General features: G+C 66.4%; 18 protein-coding genes and 1 tRNA gene. 12 read left to right on the forward strand and 7 right to left on the reverse strand.

Annotation, left to right across the window (positions count from 1 at the left end):
* Positions 1–3: 3 nt before the first annotated feature.
* The 3 genes from hisC to ACQR1Y_RS34330 form a co-directional block, all read right to left on the reverse strand.
* Entirely contained in the window at positions 4–1,071 is a 1,068-nt protein-coding gene (gene hisC, locus ACQR1Y_RS34320) for a histidinol-phosphate transaminase (RefSeq protein ID WP_434880085.1), read from the reverse strand.
* Between the two features lie 93 nt (positions 1,072–1,164).
* Positions 1,165–1,241: transfer RNA gene (locus tag ACQR1Y_RS34325), tRNA-Arg, on the reverse strand.
* Between the two features lie 201 nt (positions 1,242–1,442).
* Entirely contained in the window at positions 1,443–2,918 is a 1,476-nt protein-coding gene (locus ACQR1Y_RS34330) for a sensor histidine kinase (protein ID WP_434861793.1), read from the reverse strand.
* A gap of 509 nt (positions 2,919–3,427) precedes the next feature.
* Here ACQR1Y_RS34330 and rpmH point away from each other — a divergent pair.
* The 10 genes from rpmH to dapE all read left to right on the forward strand — a co-directional run bounded on the left by rpmH (position 3,428) and on the right by dapE (position 12,525).
* Positions 3,428–3,562 carry a 50S ribosomal protein L34 gene (gene rpmH / locus ACQR1Y_RS34335; protein WP_006609582.1) on the forward strand — a complete coding sequence of 45 codons (135 nt, stop codon included), beginning with the start codon at positions 3,428–3,430 and terminating at the stop codon, positions 3,560–3,562.
* A gap of 31 nt (positions 3,563–3,593) precedes the next feature.
* Positions 3,594–4,064: a ribonuclease P protein component gene (gene rnpA / locus ACQR1Y_RS34340; protein WP_434880086.1), complete on the forward strand. Its 471-nt coding sequence runs from the start codon at positions 3,594–3,596 to the stop codon at positions 4,062–4,064.
* Positions 4,061–5,926 (forward strand): membrane protein insertase YidC, encoded by a 1,866-nt coding sequence (gene yidC / locus ACQR1Y_RS34345; RefSeq protein WP_434880087.1) that lies wholly within the window; start codon positions 4,061–4,063, stop codon positions 5,924–5,926. Before rnpA ends, yidC begins: the two co-directional genes overlap by 4 nt.
* Before the next feature lie 138 nt (positions 5,927–6,064).
* Positions 6,065–6,727: a ribosome biogenesis GTP-binding protein YihA/YsxC gene (gene yihA / locus ACQR1Y_RS34350; protein WP_434880088.1), complete on the forward strand. Its 663-nt coding sequence runs from the start codon at positions 6,065–6,067 to the stop codon at positions 6,725–6,727.
* Entirely contained in the window at positions 6,724–7,095 is a 372-nt protein-coding gene (locus ACQR1Y_RS34355; RefSeq protein WP_434861797.1) for a DUF423 domain-containing protein, read from the forward strand. Before yihA ends, ACQR1Y_RS34355 begins: the two co-directional genes overlap by 4 nt.
* A gap of 73 nt (positions 7,096–7,168) precedes the next feature.
* Positions 7,169–8,065 carry an acetylglutamate kinase gene (gene argB / locus ACQR1Y_RS34360; protein ID WP_434861798.1) on the forward strand — a complete coding sequence of 299 codons (897 nt, stop codon included), beginning with the start codon at positions 7,169–7,171 and terminating at the stop codon, positions 8,063–8,065.
* Positions 8,066–8,145: 80 nt separating this feature from the next.
* Positions 8,146–9,210: a DUF1036 domain-containing protein gene (locus ACQR1Y_RS34365; protein WP_434880089.1), complete on the forward strand. Its 1,065-nt coding sequence runs from the start codon at positions 8,146–8,148 to the stop codon at positions 9,208–9,210.
* A gap of 199 nt (positions 9,211–9,409) precedes the next feature.
* Positions 9,410–10,105 carry a pyrimidine 5'-nucleotidase gene (locus ACQR1Y_RS34370; protein ID WP_434880090.1) on the forward strand — a complete coding sequence of 232 codons (696 nt, stop codon included), beginning with the start codon at positions 9,410–9,412 and terminating at the stop codon, positions 10,103–10,105.
* 359 nt (positions 10,106–10,464) lie between these two features.
* Positions 10,465–11,310: a 2,3,4,5-tetrahydropyridine-2,6-dicarboxylate N-succinyltransferase gene (dapD, locus tag ACQR1Y_RS34375; protein ID WP_434880091.1), complete on the forward strand. Its 846-nt coding sequence runs from the start codon at positions 10,465–10,467 to the stop codon at positions 11,308–11,310.
* Between the two features lie 60 nt (positions 11,311–11,370).
* The gene (gene dapE, locus ACQR1Y_RS34380) at positions 11,371–12,525 is read left to right on the forward strand and encodes a succinyl-diaminopimelate desuccinylase (protein ID WP_434880092.1); all 1,155 of its coding nucleotides are present in this window, start codon (positions 11,371–11,373) and stop codon (positions 12,523–12,525) included.
* 68 nt (positions 12,526–12,593) lie between these two features.
* Here dapE and truA read toward each other — a convergent pair whose 3' ends face one another.
* The 3 genes from truA to def form a co-directional block, all read right to left on the reverse strand.
* A complete protein-coding gene (gene truA / locus ACQR1Y_RS34385; RefSeq protein WP_434880093.1) occupies positions 12,594–13,331 on the reverse strand; it encodes a tRNA pseudouridine(38-40) synthase TruA in 738 nt (245 codons plus the stop codon).
* 117 nt (positions 13,332–13,448) lie between these two features.
* Positions 13,449–14,384, reverse strand: coding sequence for a methionyl-tRNA formyltransferase (gene fmt / locus ACQR1Y_RS34390; protein ID WP_434880094.1), 936 nt, complete (start codon positions 14,382–14,384; stop codon positions 13,449–13,451).
* Positions 14,385–14,537: 153 nt separating this feature from the next.
* The gene (def, locus tag ACQR1Y_RS34395; RefSeq protein WP_315787129.1) at positions 14,538–15,065 is read right to left on the reverse strand and encodes a peptide deformylase; all 528 of its coding nucleotides are present in this window, start codon (positions 15,063–15,065) and stop codon (positions 14,538–14,540) included.
* A 169-nt stretch (positions 15,066–15,234) separates the two neighbouring features.
* Between def and ACQR1Y_RS34400 the strand changes: the two genes are divergently transcribed.
* Together ACQR1Y_RS34400 and ACQR1Y_RS34405 are read left to right on the forward strand one after the other, a co-directional pair.
* Complete coding sequence (locus ACQR1Y_RS34400) at positions 15,235–16,491, forward strand: DNA recombination protein RmuC (protein ID WP_434880095.1); 1,257 nt, start codon at positions 15,235–15,237, stop codon at positions 16,489–16,491.
* 43 nt (positions 16,492–16,534) lie between these two features.
* The gene (locus tag ACQR1Y_RS34405) at positions 16,535–17,914 is read left to right on the forward strand and encodes an AmpG family muropeptide MFS transporter (RefSeq protein WP_434880096.1); all 1,380 of its coding nucleotides are present in this window, start codon (positions 16,535–16,537) and stop codon (positions 17,912–17,914) included.
* 1 nt (position 17,915) lies between these two features.
* Here ACQR1Y_RS34405 and ACQR1Y_RS34410 read toward each other — a convergent pair whose 3' ends face one another.
* Positions 17,916–18,296, reverse strand: a complete 381-nt coding sequence (locus tag ACQR1Y_RS34410; RefSeq protein WP_434880097.1) for a hypothetical protein — start codon at positions 18,294–18,296, stop codon at positions 17,916–17,918.
* Between the last annotated feature and the right edge of the window lie 136 nt (positions 18,297–18,432).

Genomic DNA, 18,432 nt, shown 5'->3' on the forward strand with positions numbered 1-18,432 from the left:
ATCTCAACCATTCCGCGCCAGCACCTCGCGCAGGGCGTCGGTCAGCCGCGCGAGCTCGGGCGCGGAGCCGATCGTGATGCGCAGATAGTCTGCGATCCGCGGCGCGGTGAAGTGGCGAACCAGCACCGCGCGTTCGCGCAAGGCGGCGGCGAGCCGCTGGCCCGAATGGTTCGGATGCCGCGCGAAGACGAAATTGGCGCTGGAGGGCAGCACCTCGAAGCCCAGCCGCAGCAGCGCTGCGGTGAGGTCGGCGCGATTCTGCATGATGGCCGCGCGCGTCTGCTGGAAATGCGCTTCGTCCTCGATCGAGGCGATCGCGCCGGCCTGCGCGGGCCGCCCGAGCGGATAGGAATTGAAACTGTCCTTGACCCGCGTCAGGCCCTCGATCAGTCCGGCATCGCCGATCGCATAGCCGACGCGCAGGCCTGCGAGCGCGCGCGACTTCGACATCGTCTGCACCACCAGCAGATTGGGATGATCGGCGATCAGCGGGATCGCGGTCTCCGCGCCGAAATCGACATAGGCCTCGTCGATCACGACCGCCGCGTCGCTGCGGCCCTGCACGAGCCGCGCGATCTCGGCGCGCGACAACGCAATGCCGGTCGGCGCATTCGGATTGGCGATAATCACCGGCCCCGGCCGATCGAGATAGTCGTCGATGCGCACGCGCATCTCGGCGTCGAGCGGGACCGTCGTGGAGGCGATGCCGAGCAGCCGGCAATAGACGGGATAGAAGCTGTAGGTCACGTCGGGAAACAGCAAAGGCGCCGGCTGCTTCAACAACGCCGCGAAAGTGTGCGCGAGCACCTCGTCCGAACCGTTGCCGACGAACACCTGCGCGGGCGACACCTTGTGGTAGTCCGCCAGCACCTCGCGCAGACGCATGGCCTGCGGATCGGGATAGAGCCGCAACGTGTCGGCCGCCGCAGCCCTGATCGCCTCGATCGCCTGCGGCGACGGACCGAACGGGCTCTCATTGGTGTTGAGCTTGACGAGGCCCGGGATCTGCGGCTGCTCGCCGGGCACGTAGGGCGACAGCCCATGGGCGAGCTCTGACCAGAAGCGACTCACGATCGTTCTCCTGCGGACGCGAGAAACCACGCGCAAGGCGACGTCGCGCTGTTCCGAAAGTACGGATGGGATGATGGAGGTTTCATCGGCAAATGGCGCGCCCGGAACGATTCGAACGTCCGACCCTCAGATTCGTAGTCTGATGCTCTATCCAGCTGAGCTACGGGCGCGTTTTTCGCATTTGGCAGGACCGACCGCGAAGGCCAAGTCCCGGAAGGCCGGGGCGGCAATCGCCGGCGGCCTCGCGAAGGGCCTCTGACTAACGGCTCGGAGGCCGCTTGGCAAGGCGGAAGCGGGAGTTTTTGTGCGCCTTTTTTGGGAGGGCTGATCGGCGCCACGGGCCGAGATGACCTCCCGTGGCCATCGGCGGTTCAGGCGCTGGCGCGCTCGGTCCAGAAGGTCTGCAGCTCGACCGGCCGATCGGGGATGGTGATCCGGAACGTGGCGCCCAGGGTGCCTTCCACGAGCTGAATGTCACCGTCATGGGCCCGCACCAGCTCGGCGGCGATGGCAAGGCCGAGGCCCGAGCCGCCGGGGCGGCCGGCGCCGCGGAACGCCTCGAACAGGTGCTCGCGCACCTTTGCCGGCACGCCGGGACCGGTATCGGACACCTCGAGAATCGCCACCGCGCCCTCGCGGCGGCCGGTGATGCGGATCTGGCGGACGCCGGCATCGCCCGACAGGCTCTCCAGCGCCTGGGCGGCGTTGCGCACCAGATTGAGCAGCACGCGGAACAGCTGGTCGGGATCGGCATCGATCTTCAGGCCGCGCTCGACCGCCGCGACCCAGGTGATGGAGACGTCCGGGGACAGCCCGGCGGTCTCGCGCACCTCGGCAACGACCGGCTCGACCGCGACCATGCGGCGGTCCGGCGCCGGCTCCTGCACCTTGCCGTAGGACAGGGTGGATTGGCAGAACGCGATCGCGCGCTCCAGCGAGCGCATCAGCTTCGGCGCGAAGCGCTGCACCCGCGGATCGGGCACGCTCGCGAGCTGGTCCGACAAGAGCTGCGAGGAGGCCAAGAGGTTGCGCAGGTCGTGATTGATCTTGGAGACGGCGAGGCCGAGTGCCGCAAGCCGGCTCTTCTGATGCAGCATCGAGACGAGGTCGCGCTGCATGTCGGCGAGTTCGCGCTCGGCGACGCCGATCTCGTCCGAGCGCTGGCTCGGCACGATGATTCGCGCCGCGCTCTCCGGATTCTCATGGAACCCGACCAGGCTCGCGGTCAGGCGCCGCATCGGCCGCACGAACAGGTAATGCAAGGCGAGATAGACCAGCGCCGCGGTGAGCATCGCCAGCAGCAGCGATACGCCGAGCAGGTTGCGCGAGAACCGGTACATCGCCCGGCGCAGCGGCTTCTCGTCGGTGACCACCTCGATGAATTGTGCGCGGCCCGGCGCCGGCCCGATCACGCGCATGGTGTGATCGCCGGTCTCGGTCATCATTTTCAGCGAGTTCACGATCGACGACCACACGGTCATGTCGCGCATGTCGTAGTCATGATCGATCGAGGCCGGCAGATCGGCGCTGGCGAGCAGGCGGCGCTGCTGGCCCATCTTGATCGCGACGCCGCGCGCATTGATGGAGGTCAGGATCTGGCGCGCCAGCGAATCCGGCACCATGCCGGAGGGCGCGGCGTCGAGCACCAGCGCGGCGGTATTGGCAGCGGCGAGGCGGTCGTTGAGCCGATTGGTCCAGAAATTGGCGATGGCGGGCACGTAGACGAGAACCGCCGCGATCATCACCAGCGGAATCGTCAGCAGCAGCAGCTTTCCGGACAAGCCGAGCCGGCGCGACCGCTTCGGTCGCAGGCGCTCCAGAATCGGCTGGTTGTCGCTCTCTGTCACGTCTCGCCCTTGTAAGAGACACCCCCACCCTTACGGCTCCGCAAGATGGGACTGCCCAGGAGTCCGGTCAAATTACGGATCGCTCATGTTGAGGTTTCCAAGTCGTTCACAATGGAACCCAGAATTGTACGATCCCGGCCGTCCTTGGCCTCATCGGGACACTCGTCTAGCGCTTGTCTTGCATCCGCGTCTTGCACGCTATTGATCCGGTCACATTACGGGACGCTGACCAGCATCCGTGACGAAGGCGTTTACGCCGCCTGCTTCGCACCTCCTCCGAGCGGCCGGTCGGACGTCTTGTCGCGATCGTTTTGCCGCGATTGACGAAGGCGGGACGCTCCCTTATAAGCCGCGCCAACCGTCCGCGATGACCCGGCCCGCCCGGGAGCGGCTCGATTTCTGGGCCGGCAGCGGTCCACTTTGGGCCCAAAAGCATCACCGGACATCAATCGACATTTCAAGCCGGCAAGTTGTCAACTGGCAAATTGCCCGTCAGCGGAGAACGACCCGTGAAGCGGACTTATCAACCCAGCAAACTGGTGCGCAAGCGCCGTCACGGCTTCCGCGCCCGTCTCGCCACCACCGGCGGCCGCAAGGTCCTCGCCGCGCGTCGCGCCCGGGGCCGCAAGCGTCTCAGCGCCTGATACCAGGGCGTCTGTCCCGGAGATTTCCATCATGGATCGGCTGCGGCAGCGGGCGGACTTTCTCGCCGTTGCCGATGGCGTACGGGCGAACAGCCCTGCCTTCGTGGTCCAGCGCCGGGAACGGCCGGACCAGGGACCGGTCCGGATCGGCTTTACCGTTACCAAGAAGAATGGCACCGCCACGGAGCGTAACCGCATCCGTCGGCGGTTGCGCGAGCTTGTGAAACGGCTCGATCCCCTGACGATGCGGCCGCACAGTGATTATGTGCTGGTCGGCCGGCGGGACGCACTGTCACGCGACTTCGATATCATGCTCGCCGACCTCCAGGCGACGCTCCGCCGCCTCGACCGGCCGCAGGCCAAGCAGCAGCAAGCCAAGCCGCAGCCTCATGTTAAGCCGCAGCTGCGCAAATCCTCGGATGCGAGCAGGCGACACGCTCCCGCGCCGGACGCGCATTCCAGTGAAACCGGACTGAACGACGAGACGATAAGAAAACGATGACCGACAATCGCAACACCATCCTCGCCGTCATTCTCTCCGGCCTCGTGCTGATCCTGTGGCAGGTCTTCTATAATGGCCCGCAGATGGAGAAGCAGCGCGCCCAGGCGCAGCTGCAGGCCGAACTCGCCAAGAAGCAGGCGCCGGCCGCGCAGCCTGACGGCACTGCGCCGTCGGCGACGCCGCAGCCGAACGCCGCTGCGGGCACGCCGAGCGCCCCGGGTGGCGCAACGGCTCCCGCCACCGGCGTGATGCCGCGCGAGACCGCGATCGCCGCCAATCCGCGCATCAAGATCGACACGCCGCGGCTGACCGGCAGCATTTCGCTGAAGGGCGCGCGCCTCGACGATCTCGCCTTCGTGCAGTATCGCGAGACGGTCGACCCGAAATCGCCCGCGATCGTGCTGTTCTCGCCGTCCAACACCGCGGAACCCTATTACGCCGAGTTCGGCTGGGTCGGCGCGCCCGGCGCCAAGGTCCAGGTGCCCGACCAGAACACGGTGTGGCAGCAGGACGGCAGCAATGCGCTGACGCCGTCGACCCCGGTCAAGCTGACCACGACCAACAGTGACGGCCTGACCTTCAAGCGCACCATCTCGGTCGACGAGCACTATCTGTTCACGATCAAGGACGAGGTCACCAACGCCGGCAGCGCGCCGGTCACGCTGTATCCGTTCGGCCTGATCTCGCGCCACGGCACGCCGCACGTGTCCGGCTATTACATCCTGCATGAAGGCCTGATCGGCTATCTCGGCGACAAGGGCCTGCAGGAATACACCTACAAGAAGATGGACGACGAGAAGGCGGCGAAGTTCGACGTCACCAATGGCTGGCTCGGCATCACCGACAAATATTGGGCGACGGCGCTGCTGCCGATGACGGACGCCCGCCTGACGGCGAACTACTCGTCGAAGCTGGTCGACAACCAGCACCGCTATCAGACCGATTATGTCGAGACCGCCCAGACGGTGGCGGCCGGCGGCTCGGCCGCCGTCTCGACCCGGCTGTTCGCCGGCGCCAAGGAGGCCGGCGTCGTCGGCATCAATTTCCCGATCGGCGGTCTCGGCGGCTACAACCAGCAGCTCGGACTGAACCATTTCGATCTCATGATCGACTGGGGCTGGTTCTACTTCCTGACCAAGCCGATGTTCCTGGCGCTCGACTTCTTCTTCCGCTTCTTCGGCAATTTCGGCGTCTCGATCCTTCTGGTGACGGTGCTGGTGAAGCTCTTGTTCTTCCCGCTCGCCAACAAGTCCTATGCCTCGATGGCCAAGATGAAGGCGATCCAGCCGCAGCTGCAGGCGCTCAAGGAGCGCTATCCGGACGACCGGATGAAGCAGCAGCAGGAGATGATGGAGATCTACAAGAAGGAGAAGATCAACCCGGTCGCGGGCTGTCTTCCGGTCGTGCTGCAGATCCCGGTGTTCTTCTCGCTCTACAAGGTTCTCTTCGTCACGATCGAGATGCGGCACGCGCCGTTCATCGGCTGGATCAAGGATCTCTCGGCGCCGGATCCGACCAATCTGTTCACGCTGTTCGGCCTGATCCCGTTCGATCCGACCCAGATCCCGGTGTTCGGGCACTATCTCGCGCTCGGCATCTGGCCGCTCATCATGGGCGTCACGATGTGGGTGCAGATGAAGCTCAACCCGGCGCCGCCGGATCCGACCCAGGCGATGATCTTCAACTGGATGCCGATCATCTTCACTTTCATGCTCGCCGGCTTCCCGGCCGGCCTCGTGATCTACTGGGCCTGGAACAACACGCTGTCGGTGCTGCAGCAGGGCTTTATCATGCGCCGCAACGGCGTGAAGGTGGAGCTGTTCGACAACATCAAGGGCACGTTCAAGAAAAAGCCGGCGTGACGAGCAAGGCGGCGTGAGAAAGTCGGCGGCGCCACTGGCGGCCGTCATTGCGAGGAGCGCAGCGACGAAGCAATCCAGAGTCCTTGCTCAGCCCTGGATTGCTTCGCTTCGCTCGCAATGACGAGGCGAGAGCGTTTCATGACCACCAGCGCCGATGCGGATGAGCGCCTGATCGAGAAGGGCCGCAAGCTGTTCGCCCAGGCGTGGCGGTTCACCCATGCCTCGCCGTCGATCGCGAGCCTGCCGCCGATGTCCGGGCAGATCGAGATCGCCTTTGCCGGCCGCTCCAATGTCGGCAAGTCCAGCCTGATCAATGCGCTGACCGGCCAGAACGCGCTGGCCCGCACCTCGCACACGCCGGGCCGCACCCAGGAGCTCATCTTCTTCGAAGGACCGGCGAGTGCGCCGCTGCGCCTGGTCGACATGCCCGGCTACGGCTACGCCGCCGCGGCCAAGACCAAGGTCGCGTCCTGGACCGAGCTCATCCACCAGTTCCTGCTCGGCCGCGCCTCGCTCGCCCGCGTCTACGTGCTGATCGACGCCCGGCACGGGCTGAAGGAGGTCGATCAGGAGATCCTGAAGACGCTCGACAAGTCCGCCGTCAGCTACCAGCTGGTTCTGACCAAGGCCGACCAGATCAAATCCGCCGAGCTCGCGAGCCGCATCACCGAGACCGAGGTCGCGCTCGCCAAGCATCCGGCGGCGTTTCCGCACGTGCTGGCGACGTCGTCGCGCTCCGGCACCGGGATGCCCGAGCTGCGCGCCGCCATGGCCCGCCTGCTCGAGGAGCGCGGCGCATGACGGCGCTGTGGCGCATCCTGATCGCGCTGGCCGGACTGATGGGCGCCGCCGGCGTGGCGCTGGCGGCCAAGGCCGCGCATGATCCTGATGCTTCGCGGCTCGCGACCGCTTCGACGATGCTCCTGTTCCACGCCTGCGCCCTGCTCGGCACGGTCGCGCTGGCTGAACGCGGTATCGTTCAGCGCCGCATCGGCATGGTCGCGGCCCTCGGGCTGGTGCTCGGCGCGGCTCTCTTCTCCGGCGATCTCATGATGCGGCAATTCGCGGGCGACCGGCTGTTTCCGTTCGCCGCGCCGACCGGCGGCATGCTCCTGATCGGCGGATGGCTGGTGCTCGCCATTGCCGCAGCGTGGCCGCGGCGGGCGTGATCCCGCGCTTTGCGCGAGCCCGGCAATCGGATAGAACCGCGCCCGACGTCCCGACAGCCGAGATCCCCCCGACATGACCGACGCGACCACCATCAGCCCGCTCGATCAGGCCCGCATCCTGTCCGAAGCGCTCCCGCATATGCAGGAGTATGACGACGAAACCATCGTCATCAAATATGGCGGCCACGCCATGGGCGACGAGGACACCGCGAAAGCGTTTGCGCGCGACATCGTGCTGCTCGAGCAGACCGCCATCAATCCGGTGGTGGTGCATGGCGGCGGCCCGCAGATCGCGACCATGCTCAAGCGCCTCGGCATCGTCTCGGAATTTGCCGCAGGGCTGCGCATCACCGATGCCGCGACCATCGAGATCGTCGAGATGGTCCTGGCCGGCTCGATCAACAAGCAGCTGGTCGGCTACATCAACGAGGCCGGCGGCAAGGCGGTCGGCCTGTGCGGCAAGGACGGCAACATGGTGCGCGCGGTGAAGGCCTCGCGCACGATGGTCGATCCGGACAGCCACATCGAGAAGGTGGTCGATCTCGGCTTCGTCGGCGAGCCCGACAAGGTCGACCTGACGCTGCTCAACCAGCTCATCGGCTATGAGCTGATCCCGGTGCTGGCGCCGCTCGCGACTTCGAAGGAGGGCCAGACCTTCAACGTCAACGCCGATACCTTCGCCGGCGCGGTGGCTGGCGCGCTGAAGGCCAAGCGCCTGCTGCTGCTCACCGACGTTCCCGGCGTCCTCGACAAGTCGAAGAAGCTGATTCCGGAACTGTCGGTGAAGGACGCGCGCAAGCTGATCGCAGACGGCACGATCTCCGGCGGCATGATCCCGAAGGTCGAGACCTGCATCTACGCGCTCGAACAGGGCGTGCAGGGCGTCGTCATCCTCGACGGCAAGGTGGAACACGCCGTGCTGCTCGAGCTGTTCACCAACCAGGGCACGGGCACGCTGATCCACAAGTGAGCGCTTTCCGCCAACTCTCTCAGTCATGGCCGGGCTTGACCCGGCCATCCACGTCTCGCGGCGGTGCCGGACGGAGAGACGTGGATGCCCGGGTCAGGCCCGGGCATGACGGCTGGGTGAGAGCAGGGCAAACAAACTCTGTCTGGCCTCGTGTAATTGTTGCCCTGGCTGCGCTTCTTCTTCCGCTTCTCGCCACCACCCCCGCCCGCGCCGATCTCAAGCTCTGCAATCGCATGAGCTACGTCGTCGAGGCCGCGATCGGCATCGACGAGAAGGCGGCGACCGCGACGCGTGGCTGGTTCCGGCTCGATCCGGCGACGTGCCGCGTGGTGCTGCAGGGCACGATGACGGCGGATCGCATTCTCCTCCATGCCCGCGCGCTCAGCCTGTATGGCGCCTCGCCGATCGCCGACAACGGCAATGACCAGCTGTGCGTGGCCGCGACTGACAACTTCGTCATCGCCGCCGCGCGGCAATGCCGCAGCGGGCAGACGCCTGCCGCGTTCACGCAGGTGACGCCGACCAAGACCGATGATGGCACCTTGATCGCCTATCTCGCCGAGAGCGCGGAATATGACGACGAGCAGGCGCGCCTCGCTGGCATCCAGCGTCTGCTCGGCATTGCCGGCTACGACGCCTCGCCGATCGACGGCGTCGACGGGCCGAAGACGCAGGCCGCGCTCGCCGCGTTCCTGAAGAGCCGCGGTCTGGCGTCCGATGTCGTGTCACAGCCGAGCTTCTTCGCGACGATGGTCGATGCCGTGCAGACGCCATCTCCGGTGGGACTGACTTGGTGCAACGACACGCCGCACAAGGTGATGGCCGCGGTCGGCACCGATGACGGCCGCACCGTGGTCAGCCGCGGCTGGTATCGCATCGATGCCGGCAAGTGCCTGCATCCCGACATCACCGGACAGCCGAAGAAAGTCTACAGCTTTGCCGAAGCGGTCGACGACGAGAACCGCACCATCAAGCTGAAGAACAAGCCGCTGAACTGGGGCGGCCTGGTGCAGCTCTGCACCCGCGAGAACAAGTTCGAGACGACGGAGCAAGGCGACTGCCCGAGCCGCGGCTTCACCGCGACCGGCTTCACCGCCGTCGACATCACCCGCGGCGGCAAGACGCTGCGCTTTGCGCTGCCGTGATGCCGTCGATGATGCCCGGCCTGCCCCCACAAACTCCGTCATCCCGGCGAACGCCGGGATCCATAACCACCGTCCGTGGTGTGGGCCGCCGGCGGCAGCCATCGTGCCCCAAGATAGCTTCCGCGGTATGGGTCCCGGCGTTCGCCGGGACGACGACGGAATATGACGCGCCAGCCGGTCAGAACCGATCGAGGCAACAATGACAGAATCCCCCCGCGCCTTCGATCACGTCGACACCTGGGTGTTCGATCTCGACAACACGCTGTATCCGCATCACGTCAATCTGTGGCAGCAGGTCGATGCGCGGATCGGCGAATTCGTGTCCAACTGGCTGAAGGTCGATGCCGCCGAGGCGCGCCGCATCCAGAAGGACTACTACCGCCGCTACGGCACGACGATGCGCGGCATGATGACCGAGCATGGCGTGCATGCCGACGACTTCCTCGCCTACGTGCACAAGATCGACCACTCCCCGCTGGAGCCGAATCCGGCGATGGGCGCGGCGATCGAGAAGCTGCAGGGACGCAAGCTGATCCTGACCAACGGCTCGGTCGACCATGTCGACGCCGTGCTGGCCCGGCTCGGCATCCGCGATCATTTCCACGGCGTGTTCGACATCATCGCCGCCGAGCTGACGCCGAAGCCGGCACGCGAGACCTACGACAAATTCTTGCGGCTGCACGACGTCGATCCGACCCGCGCCGCGATGTTCGAGGACCTCGCCCGCAACCTCGTGGTGCCGCACGACCTCGGCATGACCACTGTGCTGGTGGTGCCCGACGGCACCAAGGAGGTGGTACGCGAGGACTGGGAGCTGTCGGGGCGCGGCGATCCGCATGTCGATCACGTCACCGATGATTTGACCGGATTCTTGCAGCGGCTGGTGGCCGCGTAGCCTGCTTTGCGTCGTCCCGGACAAGCGGCCGGCTGGCTGGTCATGAGTTGCGACGGCGGTCCGCCAAACTCGGTGTCGTCCCGGGCTTGACCCGGGACCCATAACCACAGGCGGATGAGTGAGGCACGCAAGTGGCTCAGGATGTGCCCACACATCTCCCTGTGGCTATGGGTCCCGGACCGGCGCTCGCGCGAGGGAGCCTTCGCATCAACGGACGGCGTGGCGCTCCGCTTGTCCGGGACGACGGCGGCGGGTGCCTTGACTCCCCTGCCCCAAACTCCGAAAAAGCCCGCCTGCCCCACCCTGCTCGTACATGACCGGCCCAGGCGACCCGCCCGGGACCAAGCGAGGATCGACCGATGTCACTGTCCGCCCTGGAATCCACCATCAACAGCGCCTTCGATGCCCGTGACGGTGTCTCGACCACGACCAAGGGCGAGATCCGCGACGCCGTGGAGAGCGCGCTGGAGCTGCTCGACAAGGGCGAGGCCCGCGTCGCCGAGCGCGCCGCTGATGGCAAGTGGAGCGTCAACCAGTGGCTGAAGAAGGCCGTGTTGCTGTCGTTCCGCCTCAATGACATGAGCGTGATTCCCGGCGGCCCCGGCCAGGCGTCGTGGTGGGACAAGGTGCCGTCGAAGTTCGAGGGCTGGGGCGAGAACCGTTTTCGCGATGCCGGCTTCCGCGCCGTGCCCGGCGCCATCGTGCGCCGCTCGGCCTTCATCGCCAAGAACGTCGTGCTGATGCCGTCCTTCGTCAATCTCGGCGCCTATGTCGACGAGGCCACCATGGTCGACACCTGGTCGACGGTCGGCTCCTGCGCCCAGATCGGCAAGCGCGTGCACATCTCCGGCGGCGTCGGCATCGGCGGCGTGCTGGAGCCGCTGCAGGCCGGCCCCGTGATCATCGAGGATGACTGCTTCATCGGTGCGCGCTCGGAGGTTGCCGAGGGCGTCATCGTCCGCAAGGGCGCGGTGCTGGCGATGGGCGTGTTCCTGGGCGCCTCGACAAAGATCGTCGACCGCGAGACCGGCGAGACCTTCGTCGGCGAGGTGCCGGAGTATGCCGTGGTCGTGCCGGGCGCGCTGCCGGGCAAGCCGATGAAGAACGGCCAGATCGGCCCGAGCACGGCCTGCGCCGTGATCGTCAAGCGCGTCGACGAGCGCACCCGCTCCAAGACCTCGATCAACGAGCTGCTGCGCGACTGATCGTCCAGGCTCGGGCGGCCGGACTAGCCGCCGCCCGAACGGCCATGATAAGCGGAGGGCATGACCGATGCCCTCACCATCACCCGCGACCTGATCCGCTGCCCCTCCGTCACCCCGGCCGACGCCGGCGCGCTCGGCGTGCTCGAAGCCCTGCTGAAGGACGCGGGCTTCACGACCCATCGGGTCACGTTTTCGGAAGCCGGCACCGCCGACATCGACAACCTCTACGCCCGCATCGGCACCGAGGGCCCGCACATCACCTTTGCCGGCCATACCGACGTGGTGCCGCCCGGTGACGAGACGGCATGGAGCCTTGGCGCCTTCTCCGGCGAGGTGAAAGACGGCTACATCTACGGCCGCGGCGCGGTCGACATGAAGGGCGGCATCGCCTGCAGCGTCGCGGCGGCGCTCGCCTATCTGCGTGACCACGGCGGACAGCCGAAGGGCTCGATCTCGTTCCTCATCACCGGCGACGAAGAGGACGTCTCGATCAACGGCACCATCAAGCTGCTGCAATGGGCCGCTGAGCGCGGCGAGAAGTTCGACCATTGCGTGCTCGGCGAGCCGTCCAACCAGGAAGTCATGGGCGACTGCATCAAGATCGGTCGCCGCGGCTCGCAGTCGGGCACCCTGATCGTCGAAGGCAAGCAGGGCCACGTCGCCTATCCGCATCGCGCCTCCAACCCGGTACCGGACATTTCGCGGCTGATCGTGGCGCTGTCCGACGAGCCTCTGGACCATGGCAGCGCGCAATTCCAGCCGTCGAACCTCGAATTCACCACCGTCGATGTCGGCAACACCGCCACCAACGTCATCGCGGGGATCGCGCGGGCAAAGTTCAACATCCGCTACAATGACTGCCATACGCAGCAGTCGCTGCGCGCGCTGGTCGAGGAGCGGCTGGCGAGAGCCTGCGGCAACCGCATCCGCGCCCATATCGACTGGCTGCCGTCGAACTCCAACGTGTTCCTGACCAAGCCGGGACCGTTCACCGATCTCGCCGTCGCGGCCATCGAGGAGGTGACGGGGCGCAAGCCGGAGCTGTCGACCACCGGAGGCACCTCGGACGCGCGCTTCATCTCGTCCTACTGCCCGGTGATCGAGTTCGGCCTGGTCGGCCAGACCATGCACCAGATCGACGAGCGCGCCTCGGTCGCCGACATCGCGACTTTGACCAAGATCTATCGCGGCATCCTCGATCGCTATTTTGCGTGACGCTCTTTCCGGTCGTCATTGCGAGCGCAGCGAAGCAATCCAGGATGTCTCCGCGACGATGATCCTGATCAGTAGTCGACCCTGACGAGGTACAGCCCCTCCGGCGGCGCGACAACGCCGCACGCTGCACGGTTGCGCGCGGCGAGCGCGGCCGCGAGATCATCCGCCGTCCAGCGGCCCTGCCCGACCCACACCAGCGAGCCGACCATCGAGCGCACCTGGCTGTGCAGATAGGACCGCGCGGAGGTGACGATCGTGATCGCATCCCCCTCCCTCACGACGTCGAGCTGATCGAGCGTCTTCTCCGGCGACTTCGCCTGGCACTCGGTATCGCGGAACGTGGTGAAGTCGTGCTTGCCGATCAGGCGTTGCGCAGCGACGTGCATCGCATCGGAATCGAGCCGCTGCGGCACCCGCCAGACGCGGCCGGCCTCGAGCGCGAGGTTGGAGCGGCGGTTGACGATGCGATAGCGGTAGTGCCGCTTGCGCGCCGAGAAGCGCGCCTCGAATGTATCGGGGACGATCTCCGCGTCTTGCACCGCGACCGGGTTGGGCCGCAGATGCGCGTTGAGCGCGTCGCGCAGCTTGTCGGGGCGGAATTCCTTCTCGATATCGCAATGCGCGACCTGTCCGGTGGCGTGGACACCGGCATCGGTGCGGCCGGAGCCGTGCACGCGGGTGGGCACGCCGCAGGTCGCCTGCACCGCGGCTTCGAGCGCGCCCTGCACCGACGGCAGCGTCTCCTGCAATTGCCAGCCGCAGAAGGGAGTGCCGTCATATTCGATGGTGAGCTTGTAGCGGGGCATCGCCTCGATCGCATGTGGCCGTCATTGCCGGGCTTGGACCCGGCAATCCATCCAGGGACGAAGCTTGTTCGCGAGATGGATGCGCGGGTCAAGTCCGCGCATGACGAGCTGAGATGGTCAGCTGAAGCGCAGGCCCGGCGCGACAGGCGTGCCGCGCAGGAAATCCGCGGCCTTCATCGGACCCTTGCCGGCGCGTTGCAGCTCGGTGATGCGGATGGCACCGCCGGCACAGGCGATGGTGAGCTGGTCGTCGAGGACGGTGCCCGGCTCGCCCGTGCCGTCGGCCAGCGCGCAGCGCAGGATCTTCAGGCGCACCGCCTCGCCGTCCAACACGACCTCGCTCCAGGCGCCGGGGAACGGCGACAGGCCGTGGATGTGACGCAGCACGGCGTGCGCAGGCTTCGCCCAGTCGATCCGCGCCTCGGCCTTCTCGATCTTGGCCGCATAGGTCACGCCGTCCTCGGCCTGCTTCGTCAGTGTCAGCCCGCCGCGCTCCAGCGCCGCCATCGCGCGGACCATCAGGTCGGCGCCGATGCGGGACAGCTTGTCGTGTAGGTCCGACGCCGTCATCGCATCCGTGATCGGCAACCGCTCGGCCATGGCGACGTCGCCGGTGTCGAGACCGACATCCATCTTCATGACCATCACGCCGCTCTCGGCGTCACCCGCCATGATGGCGCGATTGATCGGCGCGGCGCCGCGCCAGCGCGGCAGCAGCGAGGCGTGCAGATTGTAGCAGCCGAGCCTTGGCGCATCGAGGATCGCCTGCGGCAGGATCATGCCATAGGCGACGACCACCGCGGCATCCGCCTCGTGCGCGCGGAATTTGGCCAAGGCCTCCTCGGTCTTCAGCGTCTTCGGCGTGAGCACGGGAACGCCGAGCCGGCGCGCCTCGGTCTCGATCGGCGTCGGCACCAGCGCCAGGCCACGGCGACCGCCGGGCTTCGGCGCACGCGTATAAACGGCCACGATCTCGTGGCCGTGGCCGGCGAGTTCGAGCAGGGTCGGCACGGCGAAATCCGGCGTGCCCATGAAGATCAGGCGAAGCGGCATGCTGCTCACTCGATGCGTTCCCTCCCCCCTTGTGGGGGAGGGCTAGGGAGGGGGGGTGAGCCCAGAGAGCGGTGCACGTGGGCCCCCCTCTCCCGCTCTCCCCCACAAGGGGGGAGAGAGCCCAGCGAGCAAGCCGGTGGGCCGCGAACTCGATCACTCGCCCGCGCGCTTGGCGGCCTTGGTGAACTTCTTCATCACGCGGTCGCGCTTGAGCTTCGACAGGTAGTCGATGAACAGCACGCCGTTGAGATGGTCGATCTCATGCTGGATGCAGGTGGCGTAGAGGCCCTCGGCGTCCTCCTCGCGGACCACGCCGTCGAGATCGGTGAAGCGCACGCGCACGCGTGCCGGCCGCTCGACCTCCTCGTAGTATTCGGGGATCGACAGGCAGCCTTCCTCATACACCGATAGCTCATCTGACTTGGCGATGATCTCGGGATTGATGAACACGCGCGGCTCGCGCTTGGTCTCGCCGCCGGAATCCGGCTTGGCCAGATCCATGGTGATGACGCGCAGGGGTTGCGCAACCTGGATCGCCGCCAGCCCGATGCCGGGCGCGTCGTACATGGTCTGAAACATGTCGTCGACCAGCTGCCGGATGTCCGGCGTGACCTTCTCGACAGGCTTGGACACCAGCCGCAACTGTCTGTCGGGCAGGATGATGATTTCTCGTAGGGACATGGCGCGCGATTTAAGCCCCGGAGCAGGCGCGGTCAATGTGAGGACGCGCGGTTAAGACTTCGCTAACCATGAATTTCAACGATCCGTTAACCATACGTCTTAACCCGGCCTTAACCATAAATGTTCTCTCTTCGTTCGCCACGGTTTGCGAATCGGATAGACGGGGGTGATGACCGCCAGCCCATCGCTGAATCCTGCGCTGAATTCTGCGCTCAATCCTGTCGTCGTCATGGTCGGCGACCTGCCCGTCCGCGCCAGCGACGCGCTGATCGGGTTCGGCGTGCTGGTGCTGCTGCTGCTCGTGATGATCGGCCTGGCGGTGGCCCGCTCCGGACGGCGCAGCGCGGAGCTTGCCGCCCAGCAGGCGCTGCGCACGGAGGAGATCGAACAGCGGTTCGGCGAGATGATCCGGGTGCAGAGCGAGGCCTCCGGCCGGGTCGATGCCATGGCGCAGCTGCTGGCCGGGCGGCAGGTCGATCTCGCCCGCAGCGTCAACGAGCGGCTCGATGCCGTCACCCATCGGGTCGGCCAGTCGATGGAGCAGACCACGCGCCACACGATGGACAGCTTGCGCGTGCTGCACGAACGGCTCGGCATCATCGACAACGCGCACCGCGATCTCAGCGAATTGACCACGCAGGTCTCCACGTTGCGCGACGTGCTCGCCAACAAGCAGTCGCGCGGCGCATTCGGCCAGGCGCGGATGGAGGCGATCGTCCAGGACGGGCTGCCGAAGGGCAGCTACGCGTTCCAGTACACGCTCGCCGGCGGCAAGCGGCCCGACTGCGTCGTGTTCCTGCCCGACAGCAGGCCGCTGTGCATCGACGCCAAGTTTCCGCTGGAGGCCGTGACGGCGCTGCACGATGCGGAGACGGACGAAGAGAAGCGCGCGGCTGCGCAGCGCCTGCGCACCGACGTGCTGCGGCACGTCAACGACATCGCTGAGAAGTATCTCGTGGTCGGCGAGACGCAGGATACGGCGCTGATGTTCGTGCCATCCGAGTCCGTTTACGCCGAGATCCATGACGGCTTCGACGACATCATCCAGAAGGCGTATCGCGCCCGAATCGTGCTGGTGTCGCCGTCGCTGCTGATGCTCGCGATCCAGGTCATGCAGCAGATCATGAAGGATGCCCGCATCCGCGACGCCGCCGACCAGATCCGCAACGAGGTGATCCATCTCGGCGACGATCTCAGCCGGCTGCGCGAGCGCGTGCTCAAGCTGCAAAAGCATTTCGGCGACGTCGGCGAGGACATCCGCCAGATCCTGATCTCCGCCGACAAGATCGAGAAGCGCGCCGCCCGGATCGAAGAACTGGATTTCAGCAAGCAGGACGCCGCAATGGAGTCGCCGCGGATCGCGCCGGGCACGGGCACGACGCCGGACCTGTTTCCGCTGGCGGGACGGATGCAGGCGGGGGAGTGATGGCGGCGTCGCGACAGCCGCGCAAATCTGCTACCACCCGGTCATGACCGCACCCGACGCGACCTCCGACCTCACAGCGAACGCTGCAAAGCCTGACGCCAAGCCCACTCCGACTTGGCGCGAGAGCATGGCCGTCTACCTGCAGCCACGCGTGCTCGTGGTGCTGTTCCTCGGCTTCTCCTCCGGCCTGCCGCTGGCGCTGTCGGGCTCGACTTTGCAGATCTGGATGCGCGAGCTCGGCGTCGATCTCGGAACCATCGGACTGTTCGCGCTGGTCGGCACGCCCTATACGCTGAAGTTCTTGTGGGCGCCGCTGGTCGACGCGCTGCATGTGCCGCTGCTGACACGCGCGTTCGGACGGCGGCGGGGCTGGCTGGTGTTCGCGCAGCTCCTGCTGATCGCCGCGATCCTGCTGTTGGCACTGACCGACCCGGCCCATGCGCCGTTCATGGTGGCGCTGGCCGCGCTGCTGGTGGCCGCGATGTCGTCGACCCAGGACATCGTGGTCGACGCGTTCCGTGTCGAGAGCCTGCCGGAGAGCGAGCAGGCTGCCGGCATGGCCGCCTATGTGGCGGCCTATCGCATCGGCATGCTGGTCTCGACCGCCGGCGCGCTCGTCGTGGTCAGCGCATTCGAGAATTCAGGGCTGACCCGCCCGACGTCCTGGATGTGGGGCTACGTCGTGATGGCCGCGCTGGTGCTGATCGGCACGATCACGGCGCTGGCCGCCACTGAGCCGGCACAGTCGAAGCAGGCCGAAGCCGCCATGGGCGCAGAGACCGCCCTCACCCGCGTGGCCCAGGCCGCCGCCGGCGCGTTCGTCGAATTCCTCGGCCGCCGCGATGCGCTCGCCGCGCTCGCCTTCGTCGTGCTGTTCAAGTTCACCGACGCCTTCTCCGGCACGATGACCGCGCCGTTCGTGATCGACCTCGGCTTCACCAAGGTCGACTACGCCGCGATCGTGAAGGGCGTCGGCCTCGCCACCACGCTCGCCGGCGGCTTTGCCGGCGGGTTCGTCGCGCGGCGCTATTCGCTCGCCACGAGCCTCTGGATCGGCGGCGTGGTGCAGGCGCTGGCGAACCTGTCGTTTTCCTGGCTCGCGATCGTCGGCGTCAATCAGTGGGCGCTGGCACTGGCGATCTCGGCGGAGAACTTCACCAGTGCGATCGGCACGGTGATCTTCGTCGCCTATCTCTCGGCACTGTGTAAGAACCCGCTGCACACCGCGACCCAGTATGCGCTGCTCACCGCGCTCGCTGCGGTCGGCCGCACCTATCTGTCAGCAGGCGCGGGCTACGTCGCGAAGGCGACCGGCTGGCCGCTGTTCTTCGTGATCTGCGTGCTGGTGGCGGTCCCGAGTCTCGTGCTGCTCGCCTGGCTGCAGCGGCGCGGACATTTCGATGGTTTGCAAAGCCGCGTCTGAGTTAACGCTTCAGGTCTTGCCGCACCTTGTCGTTCACACGCTCGAACTCCGCGGCGACAGAGTCGCAGGCCGGCTTCACTGCCTCGCACCGAATGTCCATCTCGATGAAGATGTCGTCGCCTTCCTGTACGATGCGGCGGCGAATCGCCGTGGGATAGGCCGTGTGACCTTCGGGTGGAAACGACCAGACGGCGCCTGACTCGAGATCCTCGAAGATGGTCCATCCGGATCGCGTAGAGCGCGTGACGCCCGGTTTGGCCCCCAGCCCGGCCATGGCAGCAGCAACATCGGGATAGCCGAGATCGACCTTGGCAGCTTCCTCGGACACTGCCGCCGAGATTGTCGAAAGTGCCGCTGTAACGAACACCAATCCGACCTTCATCGGCGCTCCCACACAGATACACACCAGTTAACATAGGGTGCTATTGTAGGGGAGCTTAGTACTACTGAGTCAAAAATCGACGATATGGCCGGCTGAGAATCAAGTATTTGTAGAGATTCAGACTTTCACGCGCGGG

Source organism: Bradyrhizobium sp. HKCCYLRH3099 (assembly GCF_051167855.1).
Lineage (GTDB): Bacteria > Pseudomonadota > Alphaproteobacteria > Rhizobiales > Xanthobacteraceae > Bradyrhizobium.

Coding starts and splice junctions, on each gene's coding strand:
- ACQR1Y_RS34355 (WP_434861797.1), top strand. CDS start 6,724: ATGACGGCGCTGTGGCGCATCCTGATCGCGCTGGCCGGACTGATGGGC.
- dapE (WP_434880092.1), top strand. CDS start 11,371: ATGACCGATGCCCTCACCATCACCCGCGACCTGATCCGCTGCCCCTCC.
- ACQR1Y_RS34410 (WP_434880097.1), bottom strand. CDS start 18,296: ATGAAGGTCGGATTGGTGTTCGTTACAGCGGCACTTTCGACAATCTCG.
- argB (WP_434861798.1), top strand. CDS start 7,169: ATGACCGACGCGACCACCATCAGCCCGCTCGATCAGGCCCGCATCCTG.
- dapD (WP_434880091.1), top strand. CDS start 10,465: ATGTCACTGTCCGCCCTGGAATCCACCATCAACAGCGCCTTCGATGCC.
- ACQR1Y_RS34405 (WP_434880096.1), top strand. CDS start 16,535: ATGACCGCACCCGACGCGACCTCCGACCTCACAGCGAACGCTGCAAAG.
- fmt (WP_434880094.1), bottom strand. CDS start 14,384: ATGCCGCTTCGCCTGATCTTCATGGGCACGCCGGATTTCGCCGTGCCG.
- yidC (WP_434880087.1), top strand. CDS start 4,061: ATGACCGACAATCGCAACACCATCCTCGCCGTCATTCTCTCCGGCCTC.
- rnpA (WP_434880086.1), top strand. CDS start 3,594: ATGGATCGGCTGCGGCAGCGGGCGGACTTTCTCGCCGTTGCCGATGGC.
- ACQR1Y_RS34370 (WP_434880090.1), top strand. CDS start 9,410: ATGACAGAATCCCCCCGCGCCTTCGATCACGTCGACACCTGGGTGTTC.
- truA (WP_434880093.1), bottom strand. CDS start 13,331: ATGCCCCGCTACAAGCTCACCATCGAATATGACGGCACTCCCTTCTGC.
- yihA (WP_434880088.1), top strand. CDS start 6,065: ATGACCACCAGCGCCGATGCGGATGAGCGCCTGATCGAGAAGGGCCGC.
- def (WP_315787129.1), bottom strand. CDS start 15,065: ATGTCCCTACGAGAAATCATCATCCTGCCCGACAGACAGTTGCGGCTG.
- ACQR1Y_RS34400 (WP_434880095.1), top strand. CDS start 15,235: ATGACCGCCAGCCCATCGCTGAATCCTGCGCTGAATTCTGCGCTCAAT.